This is a genomic window from Tessaracoccus yangjingae (assembly GCF_054483935.1).
Window position 1 is genome coordinate 773,786 of the sequence record NZ_CM137014.1, and the last position, 21,442, is coordinate 795,227.

General features: G+C 70.8%; 18 protein-coding genes. 11 read left to right on the forward strand and 7 right to left on the reverse strand.

Annotation, left to right across the window (positions count from 1 at the left end; all coding sequences use genetic code 11):
* Nucleotides 1–14 precede the first annotated feature (14 nt).
* Nucleotides 15–1,046 carry a LacI family DNA-binding transcriptional regulator gene (locus ACX1D3_RS03445; RefSeq protein WP_458995586.1) on the reverse strand — a complete coding sequence of 344 codons (1,032 nt, stop codon included), beginning with the start codon at nucleotides 1,044–1,046 and terminating at the stop codon, nucleotides 15–17.
* Nucleotides 1,047–1,161: 115 nt separating this feature from the next.
* On the opposite strand from ACX1D3_RS03445, the gene ACX1D3_RS03450 reads away from it, so the two are divergent.
* From ACX1D3_RS03450 to ACX1D3_RS03480, 7 genes are all read left to right on the forward strand, one after another.
* Nucleotides 1,162–2,337 (forward strand): Gfo/Idh/MocA family protein, encoded by a 1,176-nt coding sequence (locus tag ACX1D3_RS03450; RefSeq protein ID WP_458995587.1) that lies wholly within the window; start codon nucleotides 1,162–1,164, stop codon nucleotides 2,335–2,337.
* Nucleotides 2,334–3,338, forward strand: a complete 1,005-nt coding sequence (locus ACX1D3_RS03455; RefSeq protein ID WP_458995588.1) for a sugar phosphate isomerase/epimerase family protein — start codon at nucleotides 2,334–2,336, stop codon at nucleotides 3,336–3,338. Before ACX1D3_RS03450 ends, ACX1D3_RS03455 begins: the two co-directional genes overlap by 4 nt.
* Before the next feature lie 152 nt (nucleotides 3,339–3,490).
* Nucleotides 3,491–4,507, forward strand: a complete 1,017-nt coding sequence (locus ACX1D3_RS03460) for a sugar ABC transporter substrate-binding protein (protein ID WP_458995589.1) — start codon at nucleotides 3,491–3,493, stop codon at nucleotides 4,505–4,507.
* A gap of 4 nt (nucleotides 4,508–4,511) precedes the next feature.
* Complete coding sequence (locus ACX1D3_RS03465) at nucleotides 4,512–6,026, forward strand: sugar ABC transporter ATP-binding protein (protein WP_458995590.1); 1,515 nt, start codon at nucleotides 4,512–4,514, stop codon at nucleotides 6,024–6,026.
* Nucleotides 6,023–7,027: an ABC transporter permease gene (locus tag ACX1D3_RS03470; protein WP_458995591.1), complete on the forward strand. Its 1,005-nt coding sequence runs from the start codon at nucleotides 6,023–6,025 to the stop codon at nucleotides 7,025–7,027. Before ACX1D3_RS03465 ends, ACX1D3_RS03470 begins: the two co-directional genes overlap by 4 nt.
* A gap of 70 nt (nucleotides 7,028–7,097) precedes the next feature.
* On the forward strand, nucleotides 7,098–8,105 hold the full coding sequence (locus ACX1D3_RS03475; RefSeq protein WP_458995592.1) for a Gfo/Idh/MocA family protein: 1,008 nt from the start codon (nucleotides 7,098–7,100) through the stop codon (nucleotides 8,103–8,105).
* Nucleotides 8,106–8,129: 24 nt separating this feature from the next.
* Nucleotides 8,130–9,005: a sugar phosphate isomerase/epimerase family protein gene (locus tag ACX1D3_RS03480; RefSeq protein ID WP_458995593.1), complete on the forward strand. Its 876-nt coding sequence runs from the start codon at nucleotides 8,130–8,132 to the stop codon at nucleotides 9,003–9,005.
* A gap of 279 nt (nucleotides 9,006–9,284) precedes the next feature.
* Here ACX1D3_RS03480 and ACX1D3_RS03485 read toward each other — a convergent pair whose 3' ends face one another.
* The 4 genes from ACX1D3_RS03485 to ACX1D3_RS03500 all read right to left on the reverse strand — a co-directional run bounded on the left by ACX1D3_RS03485 (nucleotide 9,285) and on the right by ACX1D3_RS03500 (nucleotide 12,408).
* Nucleotides 9,285–9,503: a YgaP family membrane protein gene (locus ACX1D3_RS03485; protein WP_458995594.1), complete on the reverse strand. Its 219-nt coding sequence runs from the start codon at nucleotides 9,501–9,503 to the stop codon at nucleotides 9,285–9,287.
* A 217-nt stretch (nucleotides 9,504–9,720) separates the two neighbouring features.
* Nucleotides 9,721–10,608 carry an ABC transporter permease gene (locus ACX1D3_RS03490; protein ID WP_458995595.1) on the reverse strand — a complete coding sequence of 296 codons (888 nt, stop codon included), beginning with the start codon at nucleotides 10,606–10,608 and terminating at the stop codon, nucleotides 9,721–9,723.
* Nucleotides 10,580–11,359, reverse strand: a complete 780-nt coding sequence (locus tag ACX1D3_RS03495; RefSeq protein WP_458995596.1) for an ABC transporter ATP-binding protein — start codon at nucleotides 11,357–11,359, stop codon at nucleotides 10,580–10,582. Before ACX1D3_RS03495 ends, ACX1D3_RS03490 begins: the two co-directional genes overlap by 29 nt.
* A complete protein-coding gene (locus ACX1D3_RS03500; protein ID WP_458995597.1) occupies nucleotides 11,356–12,408 on the reverse strand; it encodes an ABC transporter substrate-binding protein in 1,053 nt (350 codons plus the stop codon). Before ACX1D3_RS03500 ends, ACX1D3_RS03495 begins: the two co-directional genes overlap by 4 nt.
* Nucleotides 12,409–12,703: 295 nt before the next feature.
* On the opposite strand from ACX1D3_RS03500, the gene ACX1D3_RS03505 reads away from it, so the two are divergent.
* A complete protein-coding gene (locus ACX1D3_RS03505; RefSeq protein WP_458995598.1) occupies nucleotides 12,704–14,308 on the forward strand; it encodes a peptide chain release factor 3 in 1,605 nt (534 codons plus the stop codon).
* A gap of 180 nt (nucleotides 14,309–14,488) precedes the next feature.
* Here the strand turns inward: ACX1D3_RS03505 and ACX1D3_RS03510 are convergent, their stop codons facing one another.
* Nucleotides 14,489–15,088, reverse strand: a complete 600-nt coding sequence (locus ACX1D3_RS03510; RefSeq protein ID WP_458995599.1) for a TetR/AcrR family transcriptional regulator — start codon at nucleotides 15,086–15,088, stop codon at nucleotides 14,489–14,491.
* Nucleotides 15,089–15,479: 391 nt separating this feature from the next.
* Here ACX1D3_RS03510 and ACX1D3_RS03515 point away from each other — a divergent pair, with 391 nt between their 5' ends.
* From ACX1D3_RS03515 to ACX1D3_RS03525, 3 genes are read left to right on the forward strand one after another with little or no spacing between them, the layout of a single operon-like run.
* Nucleotides 15,480–17,690 carry a beta-glucosidase family protein gene (locus tag ACX1D3_RS03515; protein WP_458995600.1) on the forward strand — a complete coding sequence of 737 codons (2,211 nt, stop codon included), beginning with the start codon at nucleotides 15,480–15,482 and terminating at the stop codon, nucleotides 17,688–17,690.
* A gap of 15 nt (nucleotides 17,691–17,705) precedes the next feature.
* Nucleotides 17,706–18,980, forward strand: a complete 1,275-nt coding sequence (locus ACX1D3_RS03520) for an MFS transporter (protein WP_458995601.1) — start codon at nucleotides 17,706–17,708, stop codon at nucleotides 18,978–18,980.
* 37 nt (nucleotides 18,981–19,017) lie between these two features.
* Nucleotides 19,018–19,758, forward strand: a complete 741-nt coding sequence (locus tag ACX1D3_RS03525; protein WP_458996477.1) for a TSUP family transporter — start codon at nucleotides 19,018–19,020, stop codon at nucleotides 19,756–19,758.
* Between the two features lie 194 nt (nucleotides 19,759–19,952).
* On the opposite strand, the gene cls is transcribed toward ACX1D3_RS03525, so the two are convergent.
* A complete protein-coding gene (cls, locus tag ACX1D3_RS03530) occupies nucleotides 19,953–21,404 on the reverse strand; it encodes a cardiolipin synthase (RefSeq protein WP_458995602.1) in 1,452 nt (483 codons plus the stop codon).
* Nucleotides 21,405–21,442: the final 38 nt, after the last annotated feature.

Sequence of the window (21,442 nt, forward strand, 5' to 3'; positions counted from 1 at the left end):
AGCGGAAGGGCTCGTTAGACGGCGTTTTCCGGCGGCTGGGGGCGGGGGACGGCGGCGGAGGAGGAGCGGACCACCAGGCGGCTCGGGATCACCACGGACGTGGGCGGCGCCGTCGGGTCCGCCAGGCGGCGGATGATCGCCTCGCCGCACGCGACACCGACGTCGAAGCCGCGGTTGTCCACCGTCGTGAGGTCCAGGAAGCGGCTGCGCGCGAACTGCGAGTTGTCGTAGCCGATCAACGCCGCGTCGGCGGGCACCTCGCGGCCGACCTCGCGGAGGGCGGCGCGGGCGCCGAGCGCCATGGTGTCGTTGGCGGCGAAGACGGCCGTGATGTCCGGGAATCGGCGCAGCAACTCGACGGTGCCGGCGTAGCCACCGTCCTCGTTGGTGGTGTTGCGCTGGCCCGCGACACACGGCTCCTGCCCGATCGAGGCCATGAACTCGAGGTACGCGTCGCGGCGCTTCGCCGCCGCGCCACCCTCGCCGGTGACGTGCCCGATGCGCGTATGCCCTAGTGAATGCAGGTGCTGCATGAGGAGCCGCACCCCCAGCTCCTGGTCGCTGGCCACGTGGTCCGCCCCGGCCACGTCGTGCAGGCGGGTCCCTTCGACCACTGTCGGGATGCCGAGATCAGGCAGGTCGCGGCCGGGCTCCGCCGCGATCACCAGCGCGTCCACCTGATTGTCCAGGAAGCCGTCGATGGCGCTGACCAGGACGCCGCCCACCGTGAACTGCTCCCGGATGGCGACGTGCATCCCCTCAGGCCCGAGCGCAGCCCTCAGCCCGCGCAGGACCTCGACGAACCACGGGTTCTGGAAGTCGTCGATGATCAGCCCGACAGTCTTCGTGCGCTGGCTCGCGAGGTTGGCGGCGGCGCGGCTGCGGCGGTATCCGAGCTTGTCGATGGCCTCCAGCACGGCCGTGCGCTTGGCGGCGGCCACCAGTTCGGAGTCGTTGAGAACCAGGGAGACCAGTGACTTGGACACGCCGGCCTCACGGGCGACGTCGTAGATCGTCGGCCGTGACGTGCGTGGGGCGGGGGTCACCGGTGTCTCCTTCCGTGTCCGGACAGCTTATCCAAGATCCCTATTGACAGAACATTTTTCATGCGCCTACAGTGATCCTACTTGGAACGCTCCAAGCATACATCAAGGAGGATGAATGACCATCGGCATCGCCGTGATCGGGGCGGGTATGGCGGGCAAGTCCCATGCCGCCGCCTATCGCGTGGCCCCCACTCTCTACCAGCCCACGCTGCCCGAACTGCGTTACGTCTCCATCGGCGACGTCAACGCCGCCGTCGGCGAGGCCACCGCACGCCGCTACGGCTACGAGCGCAGCGACACCGACTGGCGCGCGATCGCCGAAGACCCCGACATCCAGGTGGTCAGCGTCGTCATCGCCAACAGCCTCCACCTCGAGGTGGTCAAGGGCCTGCTCGAGGCCGGCAAGCACGTGCTGTGCGAGAAGCCCCTCGCCGACACCCTCGAGTCCGCCCGCGAGATGGCCCGCCTGGCCCGCGAGGCGTCGTCGCTCGCCCGCATCGGCCTCACCTTCCGCCGCCAGCCCGGCATCGCGGCCATCAAGAACTGGATCGAGGACGGGACCCTCGGCAAGGTCCTGCACTACTCCGGCCGCTACTGGTGCGACTACGGCTGCAACCCCAACGGCCCGATCAGCTGGCGCTACAAGGGCCCCATGGGCTCCGGCGCGCTCGCCGACGTCGGCAGCCACCTCACCTACCTGTCCGAGTTCCTCGTCGGCGACGACATCCGCTCCGTCGCGGGCGGCGCCTTCGTCACCGCCGTGAAGGAGCGCCCCGTTCCGCTGGGCGCCGTCGTCGGCCACGGCCTGGCCGCGGTCTCCGACGTGATGGAGCCCGTCGAGAACGACGACTACGCCACCTACACCGCCCTCTTCGGCGAGGTCCGCGGCAGCCTCGAGGTCTCCCGCGTGGCGGCCGGCTACCCCAACGGCCTCAACTTCGAGGTGTTCTGCGAGAACGGCGCCGCCAGCTTCCACCAGGACACCCCGTCGCAGGTGCGCCTCTACCTCCACGACGACGAGCCCGGCAAGAACGGCTACCGCACCGTCAACCTCGGCTCCGACCACCCCTACGTCGCCGGCGGCATGGCCATCGACGTCTCGGGCGTGGGCTTCGGCCAGAACGAGGGCTTCGCCTTCCAGGCCCGCGCCTTCCTCGAAGAGGTGGCCGGCATCCCCGAGTCCGAGTCCCTCCCCCGCAACGCCTCGTTCGACGAAGGCGTCCACAACATGGAAATCCTCGCCGCCGTCGCTGAGTCGGCTGCCAACAACGGAAAGACGGTGAACCTGTGAAGCTCGGTGTCTACAACGCGGTCCTCCACGACCGCCCCCTCGAGGAGGCGCTCAAGGTGATCGGTGGTCTCGGCCTCAACGGCATCGAGATCAACTCGGGCGGCTTCCTGCCCCCCACCCACATCCAGGAGATCGACGAGATCGTCGCCAGCCCCGCGGCCGCCAAGGCGTACCTGGCCCGCTTCGAGGGCACCGGCGTCGAGATCGCCGGCCTCAACTGCAACGGCAACCCGCTGCACCCCAACCCGGTGATCGGCGAGAAGCACGCCGAGGACATCCGCCGCTCCATCCGCGCCGCCGCGGCGCTGGGGCAGAACCGCGTGGTCACCATGTCGGGCCTGCCCGGCGGCGAGCCCGGCGCGAAGTACCCCAACTGGGTGGTCAACGCCTGGAACTCCGCCGCCCTCGACGTCCTGGACTACCAGTGGGAGATCGCCGCCGCGTTCTGGAGCGACATCGACCAGCTGGCCAAGGACCACGGCGTCAAGGTGGCCCTCGAGCTGCACCCGCAGAACATCGTGTTCAACGCCCGCGACATCCGCAAGCTCGTCGACCTGACCGGCGCCACGCACGTCGGCGTCGAGATGGACGCCTCGCACCTGTTCTGGCAGCAGGCCGATCCGGTAGCCGTGGTGCGTGAGCTCGGCCCGCTGATCTTCCACGCCGCGGCCAAGGACATCCGCATCAACACCGAGAACGCCAAGCTCAACGGCGTGCTGGACAACGGCTTCCGCCGCATGGGCGCCGACGAGGCCCGCGTCAACCTCGGTGGCGACGAGTGGGCCAACGAGTGGCCGAAGGACTCCTCGTGGGACTTCGTCGCTCTCGGCAAGGGCCACGACACCGCCTACTGGACCGAGTTCATCCGTGCGCTGTACGAGGTGGACCCCGACATGTGCCTCAACATCGAGCACGAAGACACCGAGCTCGGCCGCATCGAGGGCCTCGAGGTGGCCTCGAAGGTCCTGCTCGACGCCTGGGCCGCCTTCAAGGGCGAGTGACCCCTCCCGTCAGTCGATCGGTCCTCACTCGAGGGTGAGTGAGGACCCCTACCCACCCACGGTCCGTCGGGGACATCCCCGGCGGGCGTGTGGGACCCGCCCCCGGCGGGACCTCCCCCCTCCGCGCACATCCCCAACGAAGGAGATCCTCCATGCGCAAGACATTGACCACCACGATCGCCGCTCTCAGCGTGCTCGCGCTGGCCGCCTGCAGCGGCACGGCAGACCCCGCGACCTCCGGCTCCGCCACGGGCGACGGCGGCAACGGCGACACCATCAAGCTCGGCATCGCGCTCCCCGCCGGCAACCAGCTGTTCTGGACCGGATGGATCAAGGGCGCCGAGGCCGAGGCCGAGAAGCTCGGCGTCGAGCTCACCATCACCGACGCCAAGAACGACGCCCAGACCATGAACGACCAGGTCAACACCATGATCGTCAGCGGCATCCAGGGCCTCGCCGTCGCCTCCGTCGACCCGACGGCCAACCAGCCGACGGTGCAGGCGGCCAACGACGCCGGCATCATCATGATCACCTCCAACCGCACCCTGGACATGGAGTACGGCGGCGTCGACGGGGCCAACCCGATCGTGCACACCGGCTTCAACGACTACCAGATGGGCGGCTTCCAGGGCGACCTGCTCATCCAGGCCTGCGAGGGCATCGACCCGTGCCGCGTGGCGCTGCAGGTGGGCACCCTGGGCGCCACCCCGCAGGTGAACCGCTCCGCCGGCCTCAAGGACAAGATCGCCGACCAGGCCAACATCGAGATCGTGATGGAGGAGACCAACGACTTCGACCCGGTCAAGGCCGCCGACGTCACCCAGACGATGCTGCAGAAGGACTCGAACCTCAACTTCATCCTCGCCCAGACCGACCCCGAGGCGCTGGCCGCGGCCACCGTGCTCAAGGAGCAGGGCCTGGACACCAAGATCGGCGTCATCGGCATCGGCGGCTCCCTCGAGGGCACCGAGGCGGTTGCCTCCGGCAAGATGTTCGGCACCGTGAAGGTCTCCGGCAACGACGACGGCGCCACCTCCGTGCGCACCCTGGCCGCGCTGGTCCGCGGTGAGGAGATCCCCGTCGACGACTCGGGCGACCGCCCGACCGTCATCGTCGAGGCGCTCATCATCACCAAGGACAACGCCGCCGACAACCCCGGGGACTGGTGATCTGATGACCGTCGACCTTCCCCGCATCGAAGCGCGCGGGATTACCAAGATCTTTGCCGGGTTCCGGGCACTCGACGGTGTGGACCTCACGCTGCACGCGGGGGAGGTCGTCGGTCTCCTCGGGGAGAACGGCGCAGGCAAGTCCACCCTCATCAAGGTGCTCGCCGGCGTCTACATCCCCGACGGCGGCGAGATCCGGGTCCGGGGCGAGCAGGTGAGGTTCTCCGAGCCGATCGACGCCCTGAGCCGCGGCATCGCGACGGTGCACCAGCACAGCTCGCTCGCCGACAACCTCACCGTCGCCCAGAACCTCATGATGGGCCGCGAGCCGGGCGTGTCCTGGCTCCCCTTCTGGATCCGCCAGAAGGCCATCCTCGCCAAGGCCAGGGAGGTGACCGCGCGTTTCGGCATCGAACTGCCGCTCACCACCCTGGTCCAGGACCTGAGCGTCGCGCAGAAGCAGCGCGTCGAGATCGTCAGGGCGGCCGCCGAGGCCGACACCCTGATCATCCTCGACGAGCCGACGGCGGCGCTCAACCCCGACGAGGTGGACGAGCTGTTCGAGCTCATCGCCACCCTCAAGGCCACCGGGATCCCCGTGCTGTACGTCAGCCACCGCCTCGACGAGATCCCCCGCATCTGCGACCGCGTGGAGGTGCTGCGCGACGGGAAGAACGTCGGCGGCCTCAACCACGAGGACTCGGTGCCGGCCAAGATCATCCCGCTGCTCGTCGGCCGCCAGATGGGCGACCTGTTCCCGGCCCTGCCCACCGTCACCGACGAGGTGGTCCTCAAGGCCGAGAACGTCACCGGCAAGCTGGCCAGGAACGTGTCCATGACCGTGCGGGCCGGCGAGGTCGTCGGCCTCACCGGCGCCATCGGGGCAGGCCAGCGCAACTTCGCACGCATCGTGTTCGGCGCCGACACCGGCACCGGCCGCGTCGAGATCCGGGGCCGGGCCCTGACGCTCGGCCACCCGGACCGGGCGGTGAAGGCAGGCATCGGGTACGTCAGCGGCGACCGCAAGACCGACGGCCTCTTCCCGATCCTCCCCGTGTGGCGCAACGCCACCGTCGTGAAGTCCGACGAGCTCGCCAAGGCCGGCATCCTCATCCCGGCCCGCGAGCGCAAGGTGGGCCTCGAGCTGATCAAGCAGTTCGACGTGCGCACCTCGTCGCCCAACAAGGTGATCGGGGAGCTGTCGGGCGGCAACCAGCAGAAGGCGCTCCTGGCCCGCTGGGCCGCCGTCACGCCGAAGCTCCTCATCCTGGACGAGCCGACGCTCGGCGTCGACGTCGGCGCCCGCCGGGAGATCTACGACCAGATCGTCGCCCTCGCCGAGACCGGCATGGCGGTGCTGCTGGTCTCCGCCGACCACGCGGAGCTGCAGGGCATGAGCCACCGCGTCATGGTCTTCGCCGACGGCGAGGTGGTCGCCGAGATGGACGGCAAGGACGCCACCGAGGAAGCCGTCCTCCACGCCCGCATCCGTACCGACAACGACAAGGCAGCATCATGAGCACACACACGTCAACGCCGACGTCCACCTCACCGGCGCCGGCGCCGGCCGCGAAGTCCGCCTCGCCGGACCGCTGGGCCTGGGTGGGCCCGGTCCTCCGCCGCAACGGCCTCCTGTTCTTCTTCGCGATCCTCCTGGTGGTGTTCACCATCTCCCGGCCGGAGTTCATGAGCCAGGCCAACATCCGCAACATCCTGCTCAGCGCCTCCGTCATCGGCGTCCTGGCGCTGGGGCAGACGGTGGTCATGCTCACCGGCGGCTTCGACATCGGCATCGCCAAGACCGCCGTCGTCGCCGGCATGGTGGTGGCCCTGACCGCGCATCTGGGCCCGATCGCCCTGGTGCTCGCCATGGCGGCCACGGCCCTGATCGGCCTGGTCAACGGCGTCCTCATCTCCCGCGCCAAGGTGAACCCGTTCGTGGTGACGCTGGGCATGTACACGATCCTCACGTCGGTGGCGCTGCTGCTCAACGACGGCGGCTCCGTGATCAACCTGCCCGAGTGGCTGATCGGCCTCGTGCAGTGGCAGTGGTTCGGGCTTCCGGGCATCATCTGGTGGTTCGCCGGCATCGCCGTCATCACGCACGTGGCGCTGGCCTACACCCGCTGGGGCGGCCACATCTACGCCGTCGGCGGCAACGAGGAGGCCGCGCGCCTGGCCGGCATCAAGTCCAAGAACGTGCTGGCCTCGGCCTACGTGGTCGCGGCTGTGGTGGGCGGCTTCGCGGGCGTCCTGCTGACCTCCCGCCTCGGCACCGCCTCCCCGGTGGCGCTCCCCGGCGCGGAGCTGCAGTCCATCGCCGCCGTCGTCATCGGCGGCACCAAGCTCAGCGGCGGCTTCGGCTCGATCCCGCGCACCATCGTCGGTGTGCTGATCCTCGCCGCGCTGCAGAGCGGCCTGGTGCTGATGGGCGTCAACCCCTACTACCAGGGCATGTTCAACGGCGCCATCCTGATCCTCGCGGTCGCGGTGGACGTCGTCTTCAGCAAGAAGAAGTAGCTCTCTCCTTCAGGGGCGGGGCTGTCGGAGGGGGCGGCCCCGCCCCGTCAACTTTCTCGAAAGGACTGTCATGACGGTACGGATCGGCCTCATCGGGGCCGGCGGGATGGGCCGCGCCCACGTCGAGCGGATCGAGCAGGAGCTGGCGGGCGGCCGCGTCGTCGCGGTGGCTGACGTGAACCTCGAGGGGGCGCGCGCCGTCGCCGGGCCGCTCGGGGCCACGGCCTACGCGACGGGGGCCGAGCTCATCGCCGACCCGGAGGTGGACGCGATCCTGATCGCCACGTTCGGCAAGGTGCACGCGCCGGACCTGCTGGCGGCGATCGCCGCGGGCAAGCCGGTGCTGTGCGAGAAGCCGATGGTCACCACCACGGCCGACGCCCTGCGCGTGCTGGAGGCGGAGCAGGCCGCGGGCAGGAAGCTGGTCACGGTGGGCTACATGCGCCGCTTCGACAAGGGCTACCAGCAGATGCGCGCCGCCGTCGAGGCGGGCGACTGGGGCTATCCCACGCTCGTGCACTGCCGGCACCGCAACCCGAGCGTGCCGGAGAACTACACCACGCGGAACATGATCGACGACACCGCCTCGCACGAGATCGACATCTGCCGCTACCTGCTGGGCGAGGAGATCGTCCGGATCCGGATCGACACCCCGCGCGCCACCAGCCACCGCTTCCCCCACCTGCAGGACCCGCTGGTGCTCGTCGCCTACACCGAGTCCGGTGTGCGGATCGACGACGAGGTCAACGTCAACCTGCAGTGGGGCTACTCAATCGAGTGCGAGGTGGTGATGGAGACCGGCACCATCCGCCTCGGCGACCAGGAGCAGACCCACATCCGCGACGGCGCCGGCAACCGCAACCCCATCTGCCGCAGCCACATCGACCGCTTCCACGACGCCTTCAACGCCGAGGTCCAGCAGTGGATCCGCGCCGTGGAGCGCGGCGAGCACACGGGCTCCACCGCGTGGGACGGCTACGCGGCTGTCGCGGTGGTGGAGGCGGCGCTCGCCTCGCTGGACAACGGCGGCGGGGAGGTCGCCGTCGAGATGATCCCCAAGCCCGGCTTCTACTCCTGAGACTCTGAGAAGGAAGACACCCCGATGGTCGACATCGCCCTTGACCCCAACATGTACTACGCGTCCATGTCCACCGCCGACACCCTCCGCAAGGCCGCGGAGCTCGGCTTCCGGTACGTGGAGCTCTCGCCCAACACCGAGTTCCACTTCTGGCACCGCTACCCGAAGGCCGACGACGACTTCGTCGCGGGCCTCAACAAGGCCCAGGCGGAGACCGGCGTGAAGGTGCGCACGCTGAACCCGGTGTTCAACTGGTCCAGCACCGACGAGACCGAACGCCGGGCGCAGGTGCGCAACTGGCGCCGGCTGCTGGAGCTCGCCGACCAGATCGACGTGCGCGAGATCACCTCCGAGTTCTCCGGCAACCCCAACACCTACCGCGAGTGCGAGGCGCAGTGGTACCGCTCCGTCGAGGAGCTGGCCCCGGTGTTCGAGCAGTACGGCATCCGGCTCAACATGGAGGCGCACCCGTACGACTTCGCCGAGCTGCACGACGACGCCATGAGCCTGATCAGGGGCGTGAACCTGCCGTGGATCGGCTACGAGTTCTGCTGCCCGCACGCCTTCCACCTGTCCGACGGGGCGGGCGACGTGGAGCGGATGATCCGCGACGCGGCGCCGAAGCTGCGGGAGGTGCACGTCGCGGACGCGCTCAACCACCGGGCCAACGACGGCAACCGCTACATCGTCAACCCGCCGGGCGTCGACGCCCGCGTCCACCAGCACGCGGAGATCGGCAAGGGCGAGGTGCCCTTCGACCGGGTCTTCTCGACGCTGCACGACATCGCCTTCGACGGCGTGATCTCGGTGTGCGTCTTCGGCTGGCACGAGGACGCCGACAACATCAACCGTCGGATGCTGACCCGCATCCAGGAGGAGTTCGGCGTCGCCGCTGACTGAGGTCGCGCAGCACCACGGCCGCCGTGGGGGAGGCGGCGACTATCTCCGGCCCGTCAGAATGACCCACCGCGCGGAGGCGGGACGCCAGTGCAGCCCTCTACGCTCAGGCGAGGGGAGGGTGACCCTCGCTGCCGGCACGTTTCCGCGGAGAGGGCACCCTGCCGCTGCAGGGTCGCGTGGGCGGCGGCGCGGAATCGTGCCCGTAGTGGCACCCTCTGGTGCCCTGCCTGAGCGTGGGGCCCTGAACTTGGGCCCCTCCTCCGCGGTGGGGCGTGAGGGTCAGCGCAGGGAGGCGCGGACGTCGGCGCCCTTGAACGGCTTCCCGAAGAGCGGAGCGAGCAGGCACACGTCCGCGACACCCACCGTCACGAACACCGCGCCCAGGATGCCGAGGACCCAGCCCCACACCCCGCCGACCACGAACGCGACGATCAGCAGCACCGCCCCGACGGCTGCGCGCGTGATCCGGCCGGCGGTGGAAGACATGAACTCGATCATGGGTGGGCTCCTTCGCTAGGTGACCCCAGCATATACCCCCTGGGGTACCAGCAGCGGCACGGGCGCCGTGGGCGGGGAGCAGTTGAGCCGATGGATGGGTTCGCGGAGCGGGTCACGCTCAGTTCACGCGGGGGCTCCGCCGCGAACCCATCCATCGGCTCAACGCACAGGCCCGCCCGCGCCCGGGCCGCCCCCATGCCGCTGGCTGAGGGGGCGCTCAGCCGTGGGACTCGGCCGGGGTTGCCAGCCCGCGGCGACGGCGGATCCGCCGCGCCAGGGCGCTGAACCCCGTGTCGGCGAGCATGCCGACGATGAGGATGACGATCATGTACGCCATCAGCCCCGTCGCGTCGCCGAACTCCTGCGCGTAGGACAGCCGGTTACCGAGCGCGATCGCGCCGGGGATCACCACCAGCAGCTCGCCCGCCATCAGCGAGCGCCACGCGAACGCCCAGCCCTGGCTCAGGCCCGCGACATACGACGGCAGTGCGGCCGGGACGATGATGTGCCGGTACAGCGTCCAGCCGTGGGCGCCGAGCACGTCGCCGAGCTTGTGGTAGGCGGGCGGCACCTGGTCCACGCCGGTCAGCACCCCGTTGGCGATGCTGGGCGCGGCCCCGAGCACGACGACGAACATGATCGCCTGCTCGCCGAGGCCCATCAGCAGGATGGCCAGCGGGAACCACACCACCGACGGCATGGTCTGCAGGCCGGTGACGAGCGAGCCGATGGCCGAGCGCAGCAGCCGCGACCGCGCCGTCGCCAAGCCGATGGCCGTTCCGATGATCAGCGCCAGCGCGAACCCCGCCACCGCGCGGGTGAGCGTGCGGCCGAGCGCCTCCCAGAACGACCCTTCGGAGGCTAGGCGGCCCAGCTCTCCGAGGACCGCGACGGGGCCGGGGAGCAGGTAGTCGGGCTTCCAGCCGGTCCACACCACCACCTGCCACAGTGTGAGGAAGATGCCGGTGGCGAGCAGGATGGGGAGGGCGCGACGCCAGCGGGGGGTCCCGGCGCGTTCGGCAGGGGACTCGACGGCGGCGTCGTCGGCCACCTCCAGGGGATCCGTGACGTCGGTCTCAGATCTCGAAGTAGTCGGTCTCGTCATGGCGTGCCACCTCCTCTCGCAGGCGTTGGGTGAGGTCGGCGGCGAGCGCGACGCACGCGGCCGACTCCATGGCCCGGGGGCGGGGCAGGTGGATCTCCTGCTCGTGGATGATCCGGCCCGGCCGCGACCCCATCAGGATGGTGCGGTCCGACAGCCGGACCGCCTCGCGCACGTTGTGGGTGACGAACACCACGCTGAACCCGGCGTCGAGCCACACGTCCTCGATGAGGTCGTGCATCTGGTCGCGGGTCATGGCGTCGAGCGCGCCGAGCGGCTCGTCCATGAGGACGACGGCGGCGTCCTGCGCCAGCACGCGGGCCAGCGCCACGCGCTGCCGCATGCCGCCGCTCATCTCGTGGGGGCGCTTGTCGACGTGCCGCCCCAGGCGCACCTTCGCCAGGAGTTGGCGGGCCAGCGTGCGTCGCTCGGCCTTCTCGACCCCCCGCAGCTGCAGCGCCAACTCGACGTTGCCGGCGGCGGTGAGCCACGGCAGCAGGGTGCTCTCCTGGAACATCAGGGCCACCTTGCCGCCCGCCTCGATGGTGCCGGAGGTGGGCGTCTCAAGCCCGGCGGCGAGCGTGAGCATCGTCGACTTCCCGCACCCGGAGCCGCCGACGAGGGCGACGAACTCGCCGGGCGCCACGTCGAGGTCGAGGCCGCCGAGGGCGGTGACCTGCTGCTCACCCTCCCCGAACGACTTGGTCACGCCCCGCAGCCGGAGCCCCCCGGTCCTGGTCTCCGTCGTCGTCATGAAGCCACCTCCGCCGAGCCGCGGGCCACGAGGGCCTCGTTGAGGACGTCCAGGTCCCAGAGGCGGGCGAAGTCGTCGTTGGGCTTGTCCGGCAGCAGGCCGACGGCGTCCGCGTGGGCCGCGGACTCGCGGAGGGAGTCGGCGAGCGGGTCTGCGGTGAACTCGAGGCTCTGCCAGGCGGTCTCGAGCGTCGCGGGGTCCATGTCCTGCTCTGTGAGCGCCTTGATCTGGGCGGCGACGGCGGCGCGGGCGGCCGCCGGGTCCCCCTCGATCAGGGCCAGCGCGTCGAGGTGGGCATCCAGGACCGCGCGCACCAGGTCCGGACGCTCCTCGACGAACTGCGTGCTCGCGATCACGTTGGTGGTGACGAACAGGCCGTCCGGCCACAGGTCGCGCTCGTCGACCAGCACGACGCCACCCGCCTCCACGAGACGGGCGACGAAGGGCTCCGGCACCCAGGCGCCGTCGATCTCGCCGGCCCGGAACGACTGCAGCGCCGCGGAGTTGGGCTGGGGGAGCACGTGCACGTCCCCGCCGCCGTCGTCGGTGGCCGTGAGGCCCTGCGTGCCGAGCCAGTGCCTGAGCGCGATGTCCTGCGTGTTGCCCAGCTGCGGGCTGGCCAGGCTGGCGCCGCGCAGATCCTCGGCGGACTCGATGCCCTCCCGGACCACCAGCGCGGCCCCGCCGGAGGTGGAGCCGGAGATCACGCGGGCGGCCTCGCCGCCGGACTGCAGGTACGCGGTCACCGTGGGATTGGGGCCGATGTAGGCCACGTCGACGGAGCCGGCGAGCACCGCCTGCAGCGCCTCCGGCCCCGCGCGGAAGGACTGGGTGGTGACGGTGGCGCCCGCCTCGGTGAGCCGCTCGTCGAAGAGGCCGATGCCGTCGGCGACCAGCGCCGGGGCGTGGGTGACGTTGGCGAAGTAGCCGATGGTGACCACGTCGTCGATCGCCGCCGTGTTCGCGCACCCGCTCAGCATCCCGAGGAGCGTCATCAGGCCGACGGCGGCTGCCGTCCGCCGCGACAGCCGGGTGCTGCGGTGGGCCATGGGGTCTCCTGGTGAGCGGGTTAGGCTGAAATTAGGCGCGCCCACAGGCGCAGTCAACGCTCTCGCCCGCGGTGAGACGGGCGCTGAGCGTGGGGGGCGCTCATCTTTCGCTGACTGCTGAACACGGGAATATCCGCCGGACCCGGCCCGCCGCCCGCGCCGGCGGGCCACGCCGATGTCGGCACCGCCGTCGCGGCCGGGTACCCTCGACCGAGATGTTTTCCACCCTGAGCGCCCGCGCGCGCGCCCGCCTGCCCCGCCTCGCCCCGCGAATCGCCCGCGGAGGTGCCTCGTGGTGAGCCCCGCCGAGGTCTCGGCCCAGGCCGCCCGCCGTCGGACCATCGCCGTCATCAGCCACCCCGACGCGGGCAAGTCGACGCTCACCGAGGCCCTGCTGCTGCACGCCCGGGCCATCGGGCAGGCCGGCGCGGTGCACGGCAAGGCGGGCCGCCAGGGCACCGTGTCCGACTGGATGGACATGGAGAAGGACCGCGGCATCTCGATCAGTTCCTCGGCCCTGCAGTTCCCCTACCGCGACTGCGTCATCAACCTCGTCGACACCCCGGGCCACGCCGACTTCTCGGAGGACACCTACCGGGTGCTCACCGCCGTCGACAGCGCGATCATGCTCCTCGACGCCGCGAAGGGCATGGAGGCGCAGACCATGAAGCTGTTCGAGGTGTGCCGCTCGCGGCGCATCCCGATCATCACCGTCATCAACAAGTGGGACCGCCCCGGCCACGAGGCGCTGGCGCTGCTCGACGAGATCGAGAAGCGCACCGGTATGGTGCCCACGCCGTGGACCTGGCCGGTGGGGATCGCGGGAGACTTCCACGGCGTGATCGAGCAGTGGAGCGACGAGTTCGTCCGGTTCACCCGCACGCCCGGCGGCAGCACCAAGGCCATCGAGGAGCGGTTCGACGCGGGCGCCATCCCCGAGCGGGACCTGGCCGACTACGACGCGGCCCGCGAGGAGCTCGACCTCCTGGCCGGCGACGGCTACGTGCACGACCAGGAGCTGTTCCTCGCGCAGGGCACCACGCCGGTGCTGTTCACCGCCGCCGTGTCCAACTTCGGCGTCGGGCACCTCCTCGACGTGGTGGCCGACATGGCCCCCGCCGCCACGCCCAGGCGGGACCGCGACGGGGTGTCGCGGCCGGTGGAGGCGGCCTTCAGCGCGCAGGTGTTCAAGGTGCAGGCGGGCATGGATCGCGCCCACCGCGACCGCCTCGCGTTCGCGCGGGTCTGCTCGGGCGTCTTCCACCGCGGCGACGTCATCACCCACGGCGGCACGGGCAAGGCGTTCACCACCAAGTACGTGAGCAGCGTCTTCGGCCGCGACCGCGAGACCCTGGAGGAGGCGTTCCCCGGCGACATCATCGGGCTGGTCAACGCCGGCACCACGCGCGCGGGGGACACGCTGTACGGCGAGGACCCCGTGGACTTCCCGCCCATCCCGTCGTTCGCGCCCGAGCACTTCCGCGTGGTCCGCGCCGCCGACCCGTCGAAGCACAAGCAGTTCCAGCGAGGGATCGAGCAGCTGGACCAGGAGGGCGTGATCCAGGTGCTCGACGCGGAGTCGCGCTCCCGCCAGAACCCCATCCTCGCCGCCGTCGGCCCGATGCAGTTCGAGGTGGCCGCGCACCGCATGGAGAACGAGTTCAACGCGCCCGTGCTGTTCGACCAGCTGCCCTACACCGTCGCGCTGCGGACCCGCGCCGAGGACCTGCTGGGCATCAACTCCATCATGGGCGCCGAGGGCGTGGAGCGTCGGCAGGACGGGGCGTTCCTGGCCCTGCTGTCGGGCAAGTGGCAGGTCACGACGATCCGCCGTAACTTCCCCGACGCGGTGCTCGAGCCGATCAGCACCGACGTCGAGGATCTGCTCCCGTCCGGCTAGGCCGCGGGCTCGTGGGCCTTGACGCGGTGCTCGAGCCGATCAGCACCGACGTCGAGGACCTGCTGCCGTCCGGCTAGGCCGCGGGCTCGTGGGCTTTGTGCGTCCGTCGGTCTGCGGGCTCGCGCTGATCACCCGGCGTGGCCGGCCCAGTACCCATCGTCGAGGATCGTCGCGCACCGGCTAGGCCGGGATGATGCGTGCGGCGGCGCGCTCCCAGTCGGCGGTGAGGTCGAGGCCGGGGTCGCGCAGCCAGCGCAGCTGCACCCCGTCCATCGCGGCCAGCACCAGCCGCGCCAGCTCGGGGGAGTTGCCCCCGGGCACCTGCGCGGAGGCGAACGTGCGGATGGCGGTGGCCTCCCGCTCGTTGAAGTACGTGTGCGCCGGGTGGTCCGGCTCCAGCGATTCCGCGCTGAGCAGGGCGTACAGGCGCACGATCTCGGGCTGCTGCGCGTTGCGCCGCACCATGGCGGCGCAGATGGCGGTGAGGCTGATCGTGGGGATGACGGCGTACAGGTCCCCGCGGTCAACCCCGAGCTGGGCGGCGAGCGCGAGGCGGTCCGTCTCGTCGCGGTGGGCGAGGACGGCCATGAGGAGCTTCTCCTTGGAGCCGAAGTGGTGAAGGACGGCCGCGTTGGTGACGCCGCAGCGGACCCCGATGTCGTGGAGGGACACGGCCCAGTAGCCGCTGGTGGAGATGAGCTCGGTGGCCACCTCGATGATCTGCGTCCGCCGCTCGGCGCCCGCCAGGCGGGTGCGGCCGCTGGAACCGCGAGCTGCCACGTGGGGTGCCTTTCGTCGAGGGGGTCGCTCCACGGTACTCGACCCTCCCCACACGGCGGCCGAGGTGCCGCGCAAGAGCGTCGTCCCCACCGCTGGCTGCGAACCGGCGTCCCCACCGCTGGCTGAGGTGCCGCGTAGCGGCCTCGAAGCCGAGGAAACGTGAGCTGACAACGTACGTTTTCTAGGCTTCGAGGCCCGTCGCTGCGCTCCTCGCACCTCAGCCAGCGGGTAGTGGGGGCTCGCCTCTCGCTCCTCGCACCTCAGCCAGCAAGGCGGGGCGGTGGCGCGGCTCAACCAGAGGTATCAATAACGGACCCCCCTGTTCAGGGGCCTCAAGCTCGTGTTAACTTAATACCCGTTAAGTACAAAGCAACTCAATGTGGAGGAACGCATGACCCAGGTTGACGACGCCACGCTCGCCGCGACACTCACCGGCGCCTCGACGTTCGACCAGCTCGTCCGCGACGTCCGCGCCGGGTGGTCCGCCTCCGCCGCGGCCGCCGCCCTCGTCGACGCCATGACCCCCGACGAGCAGCTGGCGATCCTGCACGGCGACGTCGAGTTCTGGCCCGGACGCGGCCGGATCATGGAGCACGGCTACAGCCACGTGCCCTTCGTCATGGGCGCCCTGCCGCGACTCGGGATCCCCGGGATCAGCTTCATCGACGGCCCCCGCGGCGTCGTCGTCGGCGACGCCACCGCGTTCCCCGTGTCGCTGGCCCGCGGCGCGTCCTGGGACCGCGACCTCGAGGAGGCCATCGGCCTCGCCATCGGCCTCGAGGTCCGCGCCACCGGCGGCAACCTGTTCGGCGGCGTCTGCATCAACCTGCTGCGCCACCCCGCCTGGGGGCGCGCGCAGGAGACCTACTCCGACCAGCCGCTCCTCCTCGGCGAGATGGGCGCCGCGCTGGTCCGCGGCGTCCGCCCCAACGCGATGGCCTGCGTCAAGCACTACGCGCTCAACTCCATGGAGAACGCACGCTTCGACGTCGACGTCACCTGCGACGAGGAAACCCTCCACGAGGACTACCTCCCGCACTTCGAGCGCGCGCTGGCCGACGGCGCCGAGTCCGTGATGTGCGCCTACAACTCCGTCAACGGCCACTGGGCCAGCGCCAACGAGCACCTGCTCACCGACGTGCTGCGCGACGAGTGGGGCTTCGACGGCTTCGTGCTGAGTGACTTCATCTGGGCCATCCGCGACGCCGCCGGCTCCCTCGAGGCCGGCCTCGACCTCGAGGCCCCCTTCGCGCAGCTCCGCGCCGAGCGCCTCCCCGCCGAGATCGAGGCCGGGCTCACGTCCTGGGAGACGGTGCGCACGTCGGCCCGCCGGATCGTCGCCGCGCAGCTCGCCCACTACGCCCGCCGCGACACTCACGCCCCCAGCCCCGCACTCATCGCCGGCCCCGACCATGCGGCGCTGGCCCGCCGCGCCGCGCAGCAGTCGATGGTGCTGCTCAAGAACGGCACCGCCGACGCGCCCCTCCTGCCCCTCGCGGACGCCGCCGGCCACACCGTCGCGGTCATCGGCGCGCTGGCCGACACCGTCAACCTCGGCGACCGCGGCTCCTCCAACGTCACCCCGCCTCACGCCGTCACCGCGCTGGAGGGCCTCTGGGCCCGGTTCAGGCGGACCGCCGTCGTGCACGACGACGGCCGCGACCTCGCCCAGGCCGCCGCGACCGCCGCCGCCGCGGACACCGTCGTGCTCGTCGTCGGCTACACCGCCGCCGAGGAGGGCGAGTGGGTCAACGGCCGCGTCTACGCCCGCGACGACCTCATGGCCCTCTACCCCGAGCCGCGCACCGACGAGGACCGCGCCGTCCTGGCGACGATGTTCGAGCGCCTCGAGGCCGCCAAGGGTCGGCCGGAGGCGGGCGGCGACCGCCGCGACCTCCGCCTCCTGCCCCACGACGAAGAGCTGATCCACGCCGTCGCCGCCGCCAACCCGCGCACCGTCGTCGTGCTGCAGACCGCCGGCGGCGTGATCACCAGCGCCTGGGACGACGAGCCCGCCGCGATCGTGCTCGGCTGGTACGGCGGCATGGAGGGCGGCCACGCCCTGGCCGACCTGCTCACCGGCGCCGTCGACTTCAGCGGCCGCCTGCCGTTCGCCATGGTGCGCTCGGCCGACGACCTGCCCGAGTTCGACGTCGACGCCACCGCCATCGAGTACGACCGCTGGTACGGCCAGCGCCGCCTCGCCAAGCAGGGCCGCGAGGCCGCCTACCCGCTGGGCTTCGGCCTCTCCTACGCCTCGCACGAGCTCGCCGGCCCCGTCGGCGTCGAGCTGCTCGGCATGGAGGGGCGGGTCACCGCGCAGGTCACGCGCGACGGCGGCCGCGCCGGCCGGTTCGTCGCCCAGGTCTACGCCACCCGTCTCGACGGCGACCGCGCAGGCGAGCGGGAGCTCATCGGCTTCACCGTCGCCGAGCTGGCCGCCGGCGCCACCGCGACCCTCACCATCCCCGTCAGCCTCCAGCCTCTCGCCCGCTGGAACGCCGCCGACAAGGCCTTCGACCTGCCCGCGGGCGAAGTCCACATCGAAGTCTCGCGCCACTGGGGAGACCCCCGCAGCGCGTCCACCACCATCACCCTCTGAAAGGTAAGAACACCAATGCAACGAAGCATCGTCATCGACGAGGCGCCCGTGTGGAGCGCCCGCACCGCCGACGAGGAGCAGCCGCGGTTCCCGTGGCGCCTCGCCGTCGGCCTGGCGTTCGGCGCCTTCTGCTGGATCGTCGCCTACCTCGGCGCCGTCGGCGTCCTGCTCCCGGCGCGCATCGCCGAGATCGACAGCGAGAACAAGGCCGCCATCGTGGCCCTGAACTCGACCGTCTCGATGGTGGTGGCCACGCTGGCCAACATCATGATCGGCGCGTTCTCGGACCTGTCGCGCACGCGCTTCGGCCGCCGCACCCCGTGGATCTGGGTGGGCTCCGTCGGGTCCCTCGTGGCGCTGATGGTGCTCGGCCAGGTGCAGACGGCGACGGCGCTGGTGCTCACCTGGGCCGTCTACCAGGTGTTCCTCAACGCCATCATCGCGCCGCTGCTGGCCACCATCTCCGACCGCATCGCCCCGCAGCACCGCGGCAGCGCCGCGTCGGCCTACGCGCTCGGCATCGGCGTGGGCACCGGCCTCGGCCAGGTCATCGGCGCCCAGTTCCTCGGCAACACCTCGACGGGGTTCATGGTCCTCGCGGTCCTCACCGCGCTCGCCGGGCCGCTGGCGTCGATCTTCTTCCGCGAGGCCTCCAGCATCGCGATGCCGAAGAAGGCCTTCGACAAGACGATGGTGCTGGAGAACTTCGTCTTCGCCACCCGCAACTGCCGCGACTACTACCTGGCGCTGGCCGGCAAGTTCCTCATCATGGTGGCCAAGTTCTCCATCCAGGGCTACCTGCTCTACATCCTCACCGACTACATGCTGCTCGAGAAGGCCGACACCGCCCGCTACATCGGCCTCACCGCGACCATCATCATGGTGGCCGGCATCGGCATGGCGTTCGTGGCCGGTCCGGTCGCGGACAAGCTGGGCCGCCTCAAGCTGCCCGTCGTCCTCTCCGCCGCGCTCATCGGGGCAGGCGTGTTCATGCCGTTCCTGTCCGCCTCGCCGACGATGATCATCGCCTACGCCGTCCTCGCCGGCATCGGCTTCGGCGCGTTCAACGCCGTCGACCAGGCCCTCAACATCTCGGTGCTGCCCAACCCGGAGACCGCCGCCAAGGATCTCGGCATCCTCAACCTGTCCAACACGGGCGGCCAGATCGCGGGCCCGCTGCTGGCGGCGGCCGTCATCACCGGCTTCGGCTACCACATGGTCTTCGTCGCGGCGGCCGTCGCGGCGGGGCTGGCGATCTGCTGCTTCCTCCTGATCCGCAGCGTCAAGTGATCGCAGGGGCCACCACGGTCGACGGGTCCCGCCCGTGATGCCGCTGGTCTTCGCGTCGGTTTTCGTCGGCGCGGTGCTCCAGCGCACCTCGGGCATCGGGTTCGCGATCGTGGTGGCCCCCTTCGTCATCCTCGCCGTCGGTCCGGGGGAGGGGATCACGCTGGTGCAGCTCTTCGGGGCCACGTCGGCACTGCTCGTCCTCGCCCGGGTCCTCCGCGACGCCGACTGGCGCGCCTACCGCCTCCTCGTCCCGCCCAGCCTCGTCGGCATCGCCGTCGGGGCAGGGGTGTCGACGGTAGTGGCCAGGGCCGAGGCGCAGGTGGTCGCGGCCGGCGTCATGCTGGTGGCGCTCGTCGGCTCGACGGTGGTGGGCAGGTCCCGCGCCGTCGCGCGCAGCGCCCCACTGCTGGTGGGCACCGGCGCCGTGGCGGGGGCCATGACCAGCCTCGCCGGCGTCGGGGGAGTGGCGCTCACCGCCACCCGCGACCTCACCGGCTGGGAGCAGCGCTCCTTCCTCGCCACGCTGCAGCCGTACCTGGTGACGCTGTCTGCCGCCACGGTCGCGGCGAGGGTGTGGGCGGACCCGACGACGTGGCCCCGCCTCTCGCTTCCCGAGTGGGGGGTGGGTGCCGTGGTCCTGCTGGTGGGCATCGTCGTGGGTGACCTGGTGTCGCGGCGGGTGCCCACCCGGGCCGCCGCGGCCGTGACCTGGACCCTGGCCCTCACCGGCGCCCTCCTTACGCTGTGGGACGGGCTGGGTGCCCTGACCACCGCTTGACCCCCTGGCCGCTGGCTGAGGCGCTCGGTGTCAGCGGCCGCTTCGTAGCCCCTGAATAGATACTTGTCAGCTTGCGTTTCTTAGGCTTCGAGGCCGCTTCGCGGCACCTCAGCCAGCGATAGGGGAGGATCGACGTCGGGAGTCAGAGGGTCGCGGCACCTCAGCCAGCGATAGGGGCGGGTCGGCGTCGGGAGTCAGAGGAGGTTGGAGGTGAGGCGCATCGTGGCGTTGCGCAGCCGCCTGGCGGGGGTCCAGCCGCGGATCATGTCGATGGTGATCTCCTCGCAGTCGGCCATGTCGGCCTCGAACAGCTCCTCCTGCTGCACGGCGATGGCCGGGTCGTAGAACCACGTCATCAGCTCCTTGTGGAGCACCAGAGAGCGGACGTCGAAGTTGAGGGTGCCGATGGCGCTCACCTCGCCGTCGATGGTGATGGTCTTGGCGTGGAAGAAGCCCCTGGTGTAGCGGAAGACGCGCACGCCGGCGGTGGCCAGTTGCTCGAAGAACGTCTCGGCCGCCCACCAGGCGATCTTCTTGTCCGGCATCCCCGTCATCATGAACCGCACGTCGACGCCCGACAGCGCCGCGTCGATCATGGTGGACTGGATGTCGGGCGTGGGCACCAGGTACGGGGACTGGATCCACACGCGGGAGTGCGCGTTGGCCATGGCGACGACGTGGGCCCGGCTGGCGGGGTCCCACGCCACGTCGACGCCCGTGGCCACCGTCTGGGTGAGGACGCCGGGACCCGTCCCGGGGTAAGACGAGGGGAAGAACCGCTCGGTGTGGAGGTCCTCGCCGTCGACGTCCATCCAGCGCCGGGCGAACAGCTTCTGCAGCTCCGCGACGGCGGGGCCGTCGAAGCGGACGTGCGTGTCGCGCCAGTAGGGGTAGCGCTTGCCCCCGTCGATGTACTCCTGGCCGACGTTGATGCCGCCGGTGTAGCCGCGGGTGGCGTCGATGATCACCATCTTGCGGTGGTTGCGGTAGTTGAGCTGCCGTGGGTCCGTGACGTCGTAGTGGAACCGCATGCCGGCCTGCTGCAGCCGCTTGATCTCGTCCTTCTTGTACATGATGTTGCCGGCCCAGTCGTTGAGCATGCGCACCTCGACCCCGGCGGCCAGCCTGTCGAGCAGGATCTCGGTGAGCTCGGCGGTGAGCTGGTCCCGCTCCCAGATGAAGTACTGGATGTTGATCGTGTCGGTGGCCGCGGCGAGGTCCGCCTTGAGGGCGTCGAACTTGACCTGCCCGTTGACAAGGATCTCCACGTTGTGGGCGGGCAGGACGGTGGCGCCGTCGGTGCGCTCGATGAGGCGGATCAGCTTGTCGTGGCCCGTCTCCTCGGCCGCCGTCACGGCGCCCTCGTGCACGTCCCGGTACTGGTCCCGGATCCGGGCGAGCGTCGGCGCGGCGGCGGCCGCGCGTGCGGCGACCCTCGGGTCCCGCGCGGCCCGTTTCTTCCAGTTGCGGCCGAACATCACATAGAAGACCAGGCCGACGAGGGGAAACGCCAGCAGCACGAGGAGCCAGGCGAGGGTGGTGGTGGGGTCGCGGTCGTCGGTGATCAGGACGATCGCCACCACGATCCAGTAGGCGACGAGCAGGACGGTGAGGATCGCGGTGATCGTCGACCCGTCCCAGGTCACGGCTGGCTCCGGGCGGTGGTGGGGGCCGGCTCGGTCAT

What these genes read in the sequence shown, in the direction of transcription:
- ACX1D3_RS03460 (WP_458995589.1), top strand. Translation starts at nt 3,491, where the DNA reads ATGCGCAAGACATTGACCACCACGATCGCCGCTCTCAGCGTGCTCGCG.
- ACX1D3_RS03470 (WP_458995591.1), top strand. Translation starts at nt 6,023, where the DNA reads ATGAGCACACACACGTCAACGCCGACGTCCACCTCACCGGCGCCGGCG.
- ACX1D3_RS03480 (WP_458995593.1), top strand. Translation starts at nt 8,130, where the DNA reads ATGGTCGACATCGCCCTTGACCCCAACATGTACTACGCGTCCATGTCC.
- ACX1D3_RS03490 (WP_458995595.1), bottom strand. Translation starts at nt 10,608, where the DNA reads ATGACGAGACCGACTACTTCGAGATCTGAGACCGACGTCACGGATCCC.
- ACX1D3_RS03500 (WP_458995597.1), bottom strand. Translation starts at nt 12,408, where the DNA reads ATGGCCCACCGCAGCACCCGGCTGTCGCGGCGGACGGCAGCCGCCGTC.
- ACX1D3_RS03475 (WP_458995592.1), top strand. Translation starts at nt 7,098, where the DNA reads ATGACGGTACGGATCGGCCTCATCGGGGCCGGCGGGATGGGCCGCGCC.
- ACX1D3_RS03515 (WP_458995600.1), top strand. Translation starts at nt 15,480, where the DNA reads ATGACCCAGGTTGACGACGCCACGCTCGCCGCGACACTCACCGGCGCC.
- ACX1D3_RS03450 (WP_458995587.1), top strand. Translation starts at nt 1,162, where the DNA reads ATGACCATCGGCATCGCCGTGATCGGGGCGGGTATGGCGGGCAAGTCC.
- ACX1D3_RS03520 (WP_458995601.1), top strand. Translation starts at nt 17,706, where the DNA reads ATGCAACGAAGCATCGTCATCGACGAGGCGCCCGTGTGGAGCGCCCGC.
- ACX1D3_RS03465 (WP_458995590.1), top strand. Translation starts at nt 4,512, where the DNA reads ATGACCGTCGACCTTCCCCGCATCGAAGCGCGCGGGATTACCAAGATC.
- ACX1D3_RS03525 (WP_458996477.1), top strand. Translation starts at nt 19,018, where the DNA reads ATGCCGCTGGTCTTCGCGTCGGTTTTCGTCGGCGCGGTGCTCCAGCGC.
- ACX1D3_RS03485 (WP_458995594.1), bottom strand. Translation starts at nt 9,503, where the DNA reads ATGATCGAGTTCATGTCTTCCACCGCCGGCCGGATCACGCGCGCAGCC.
- ACX1D3_RS03495 (WP_458995596.1), bottom strand. Translation starts at nt 11,359, where the DNA reads ATGACGACGACGGAGACCAGGACCGGGGGGCTCCGGCTGCGGGGCGTG.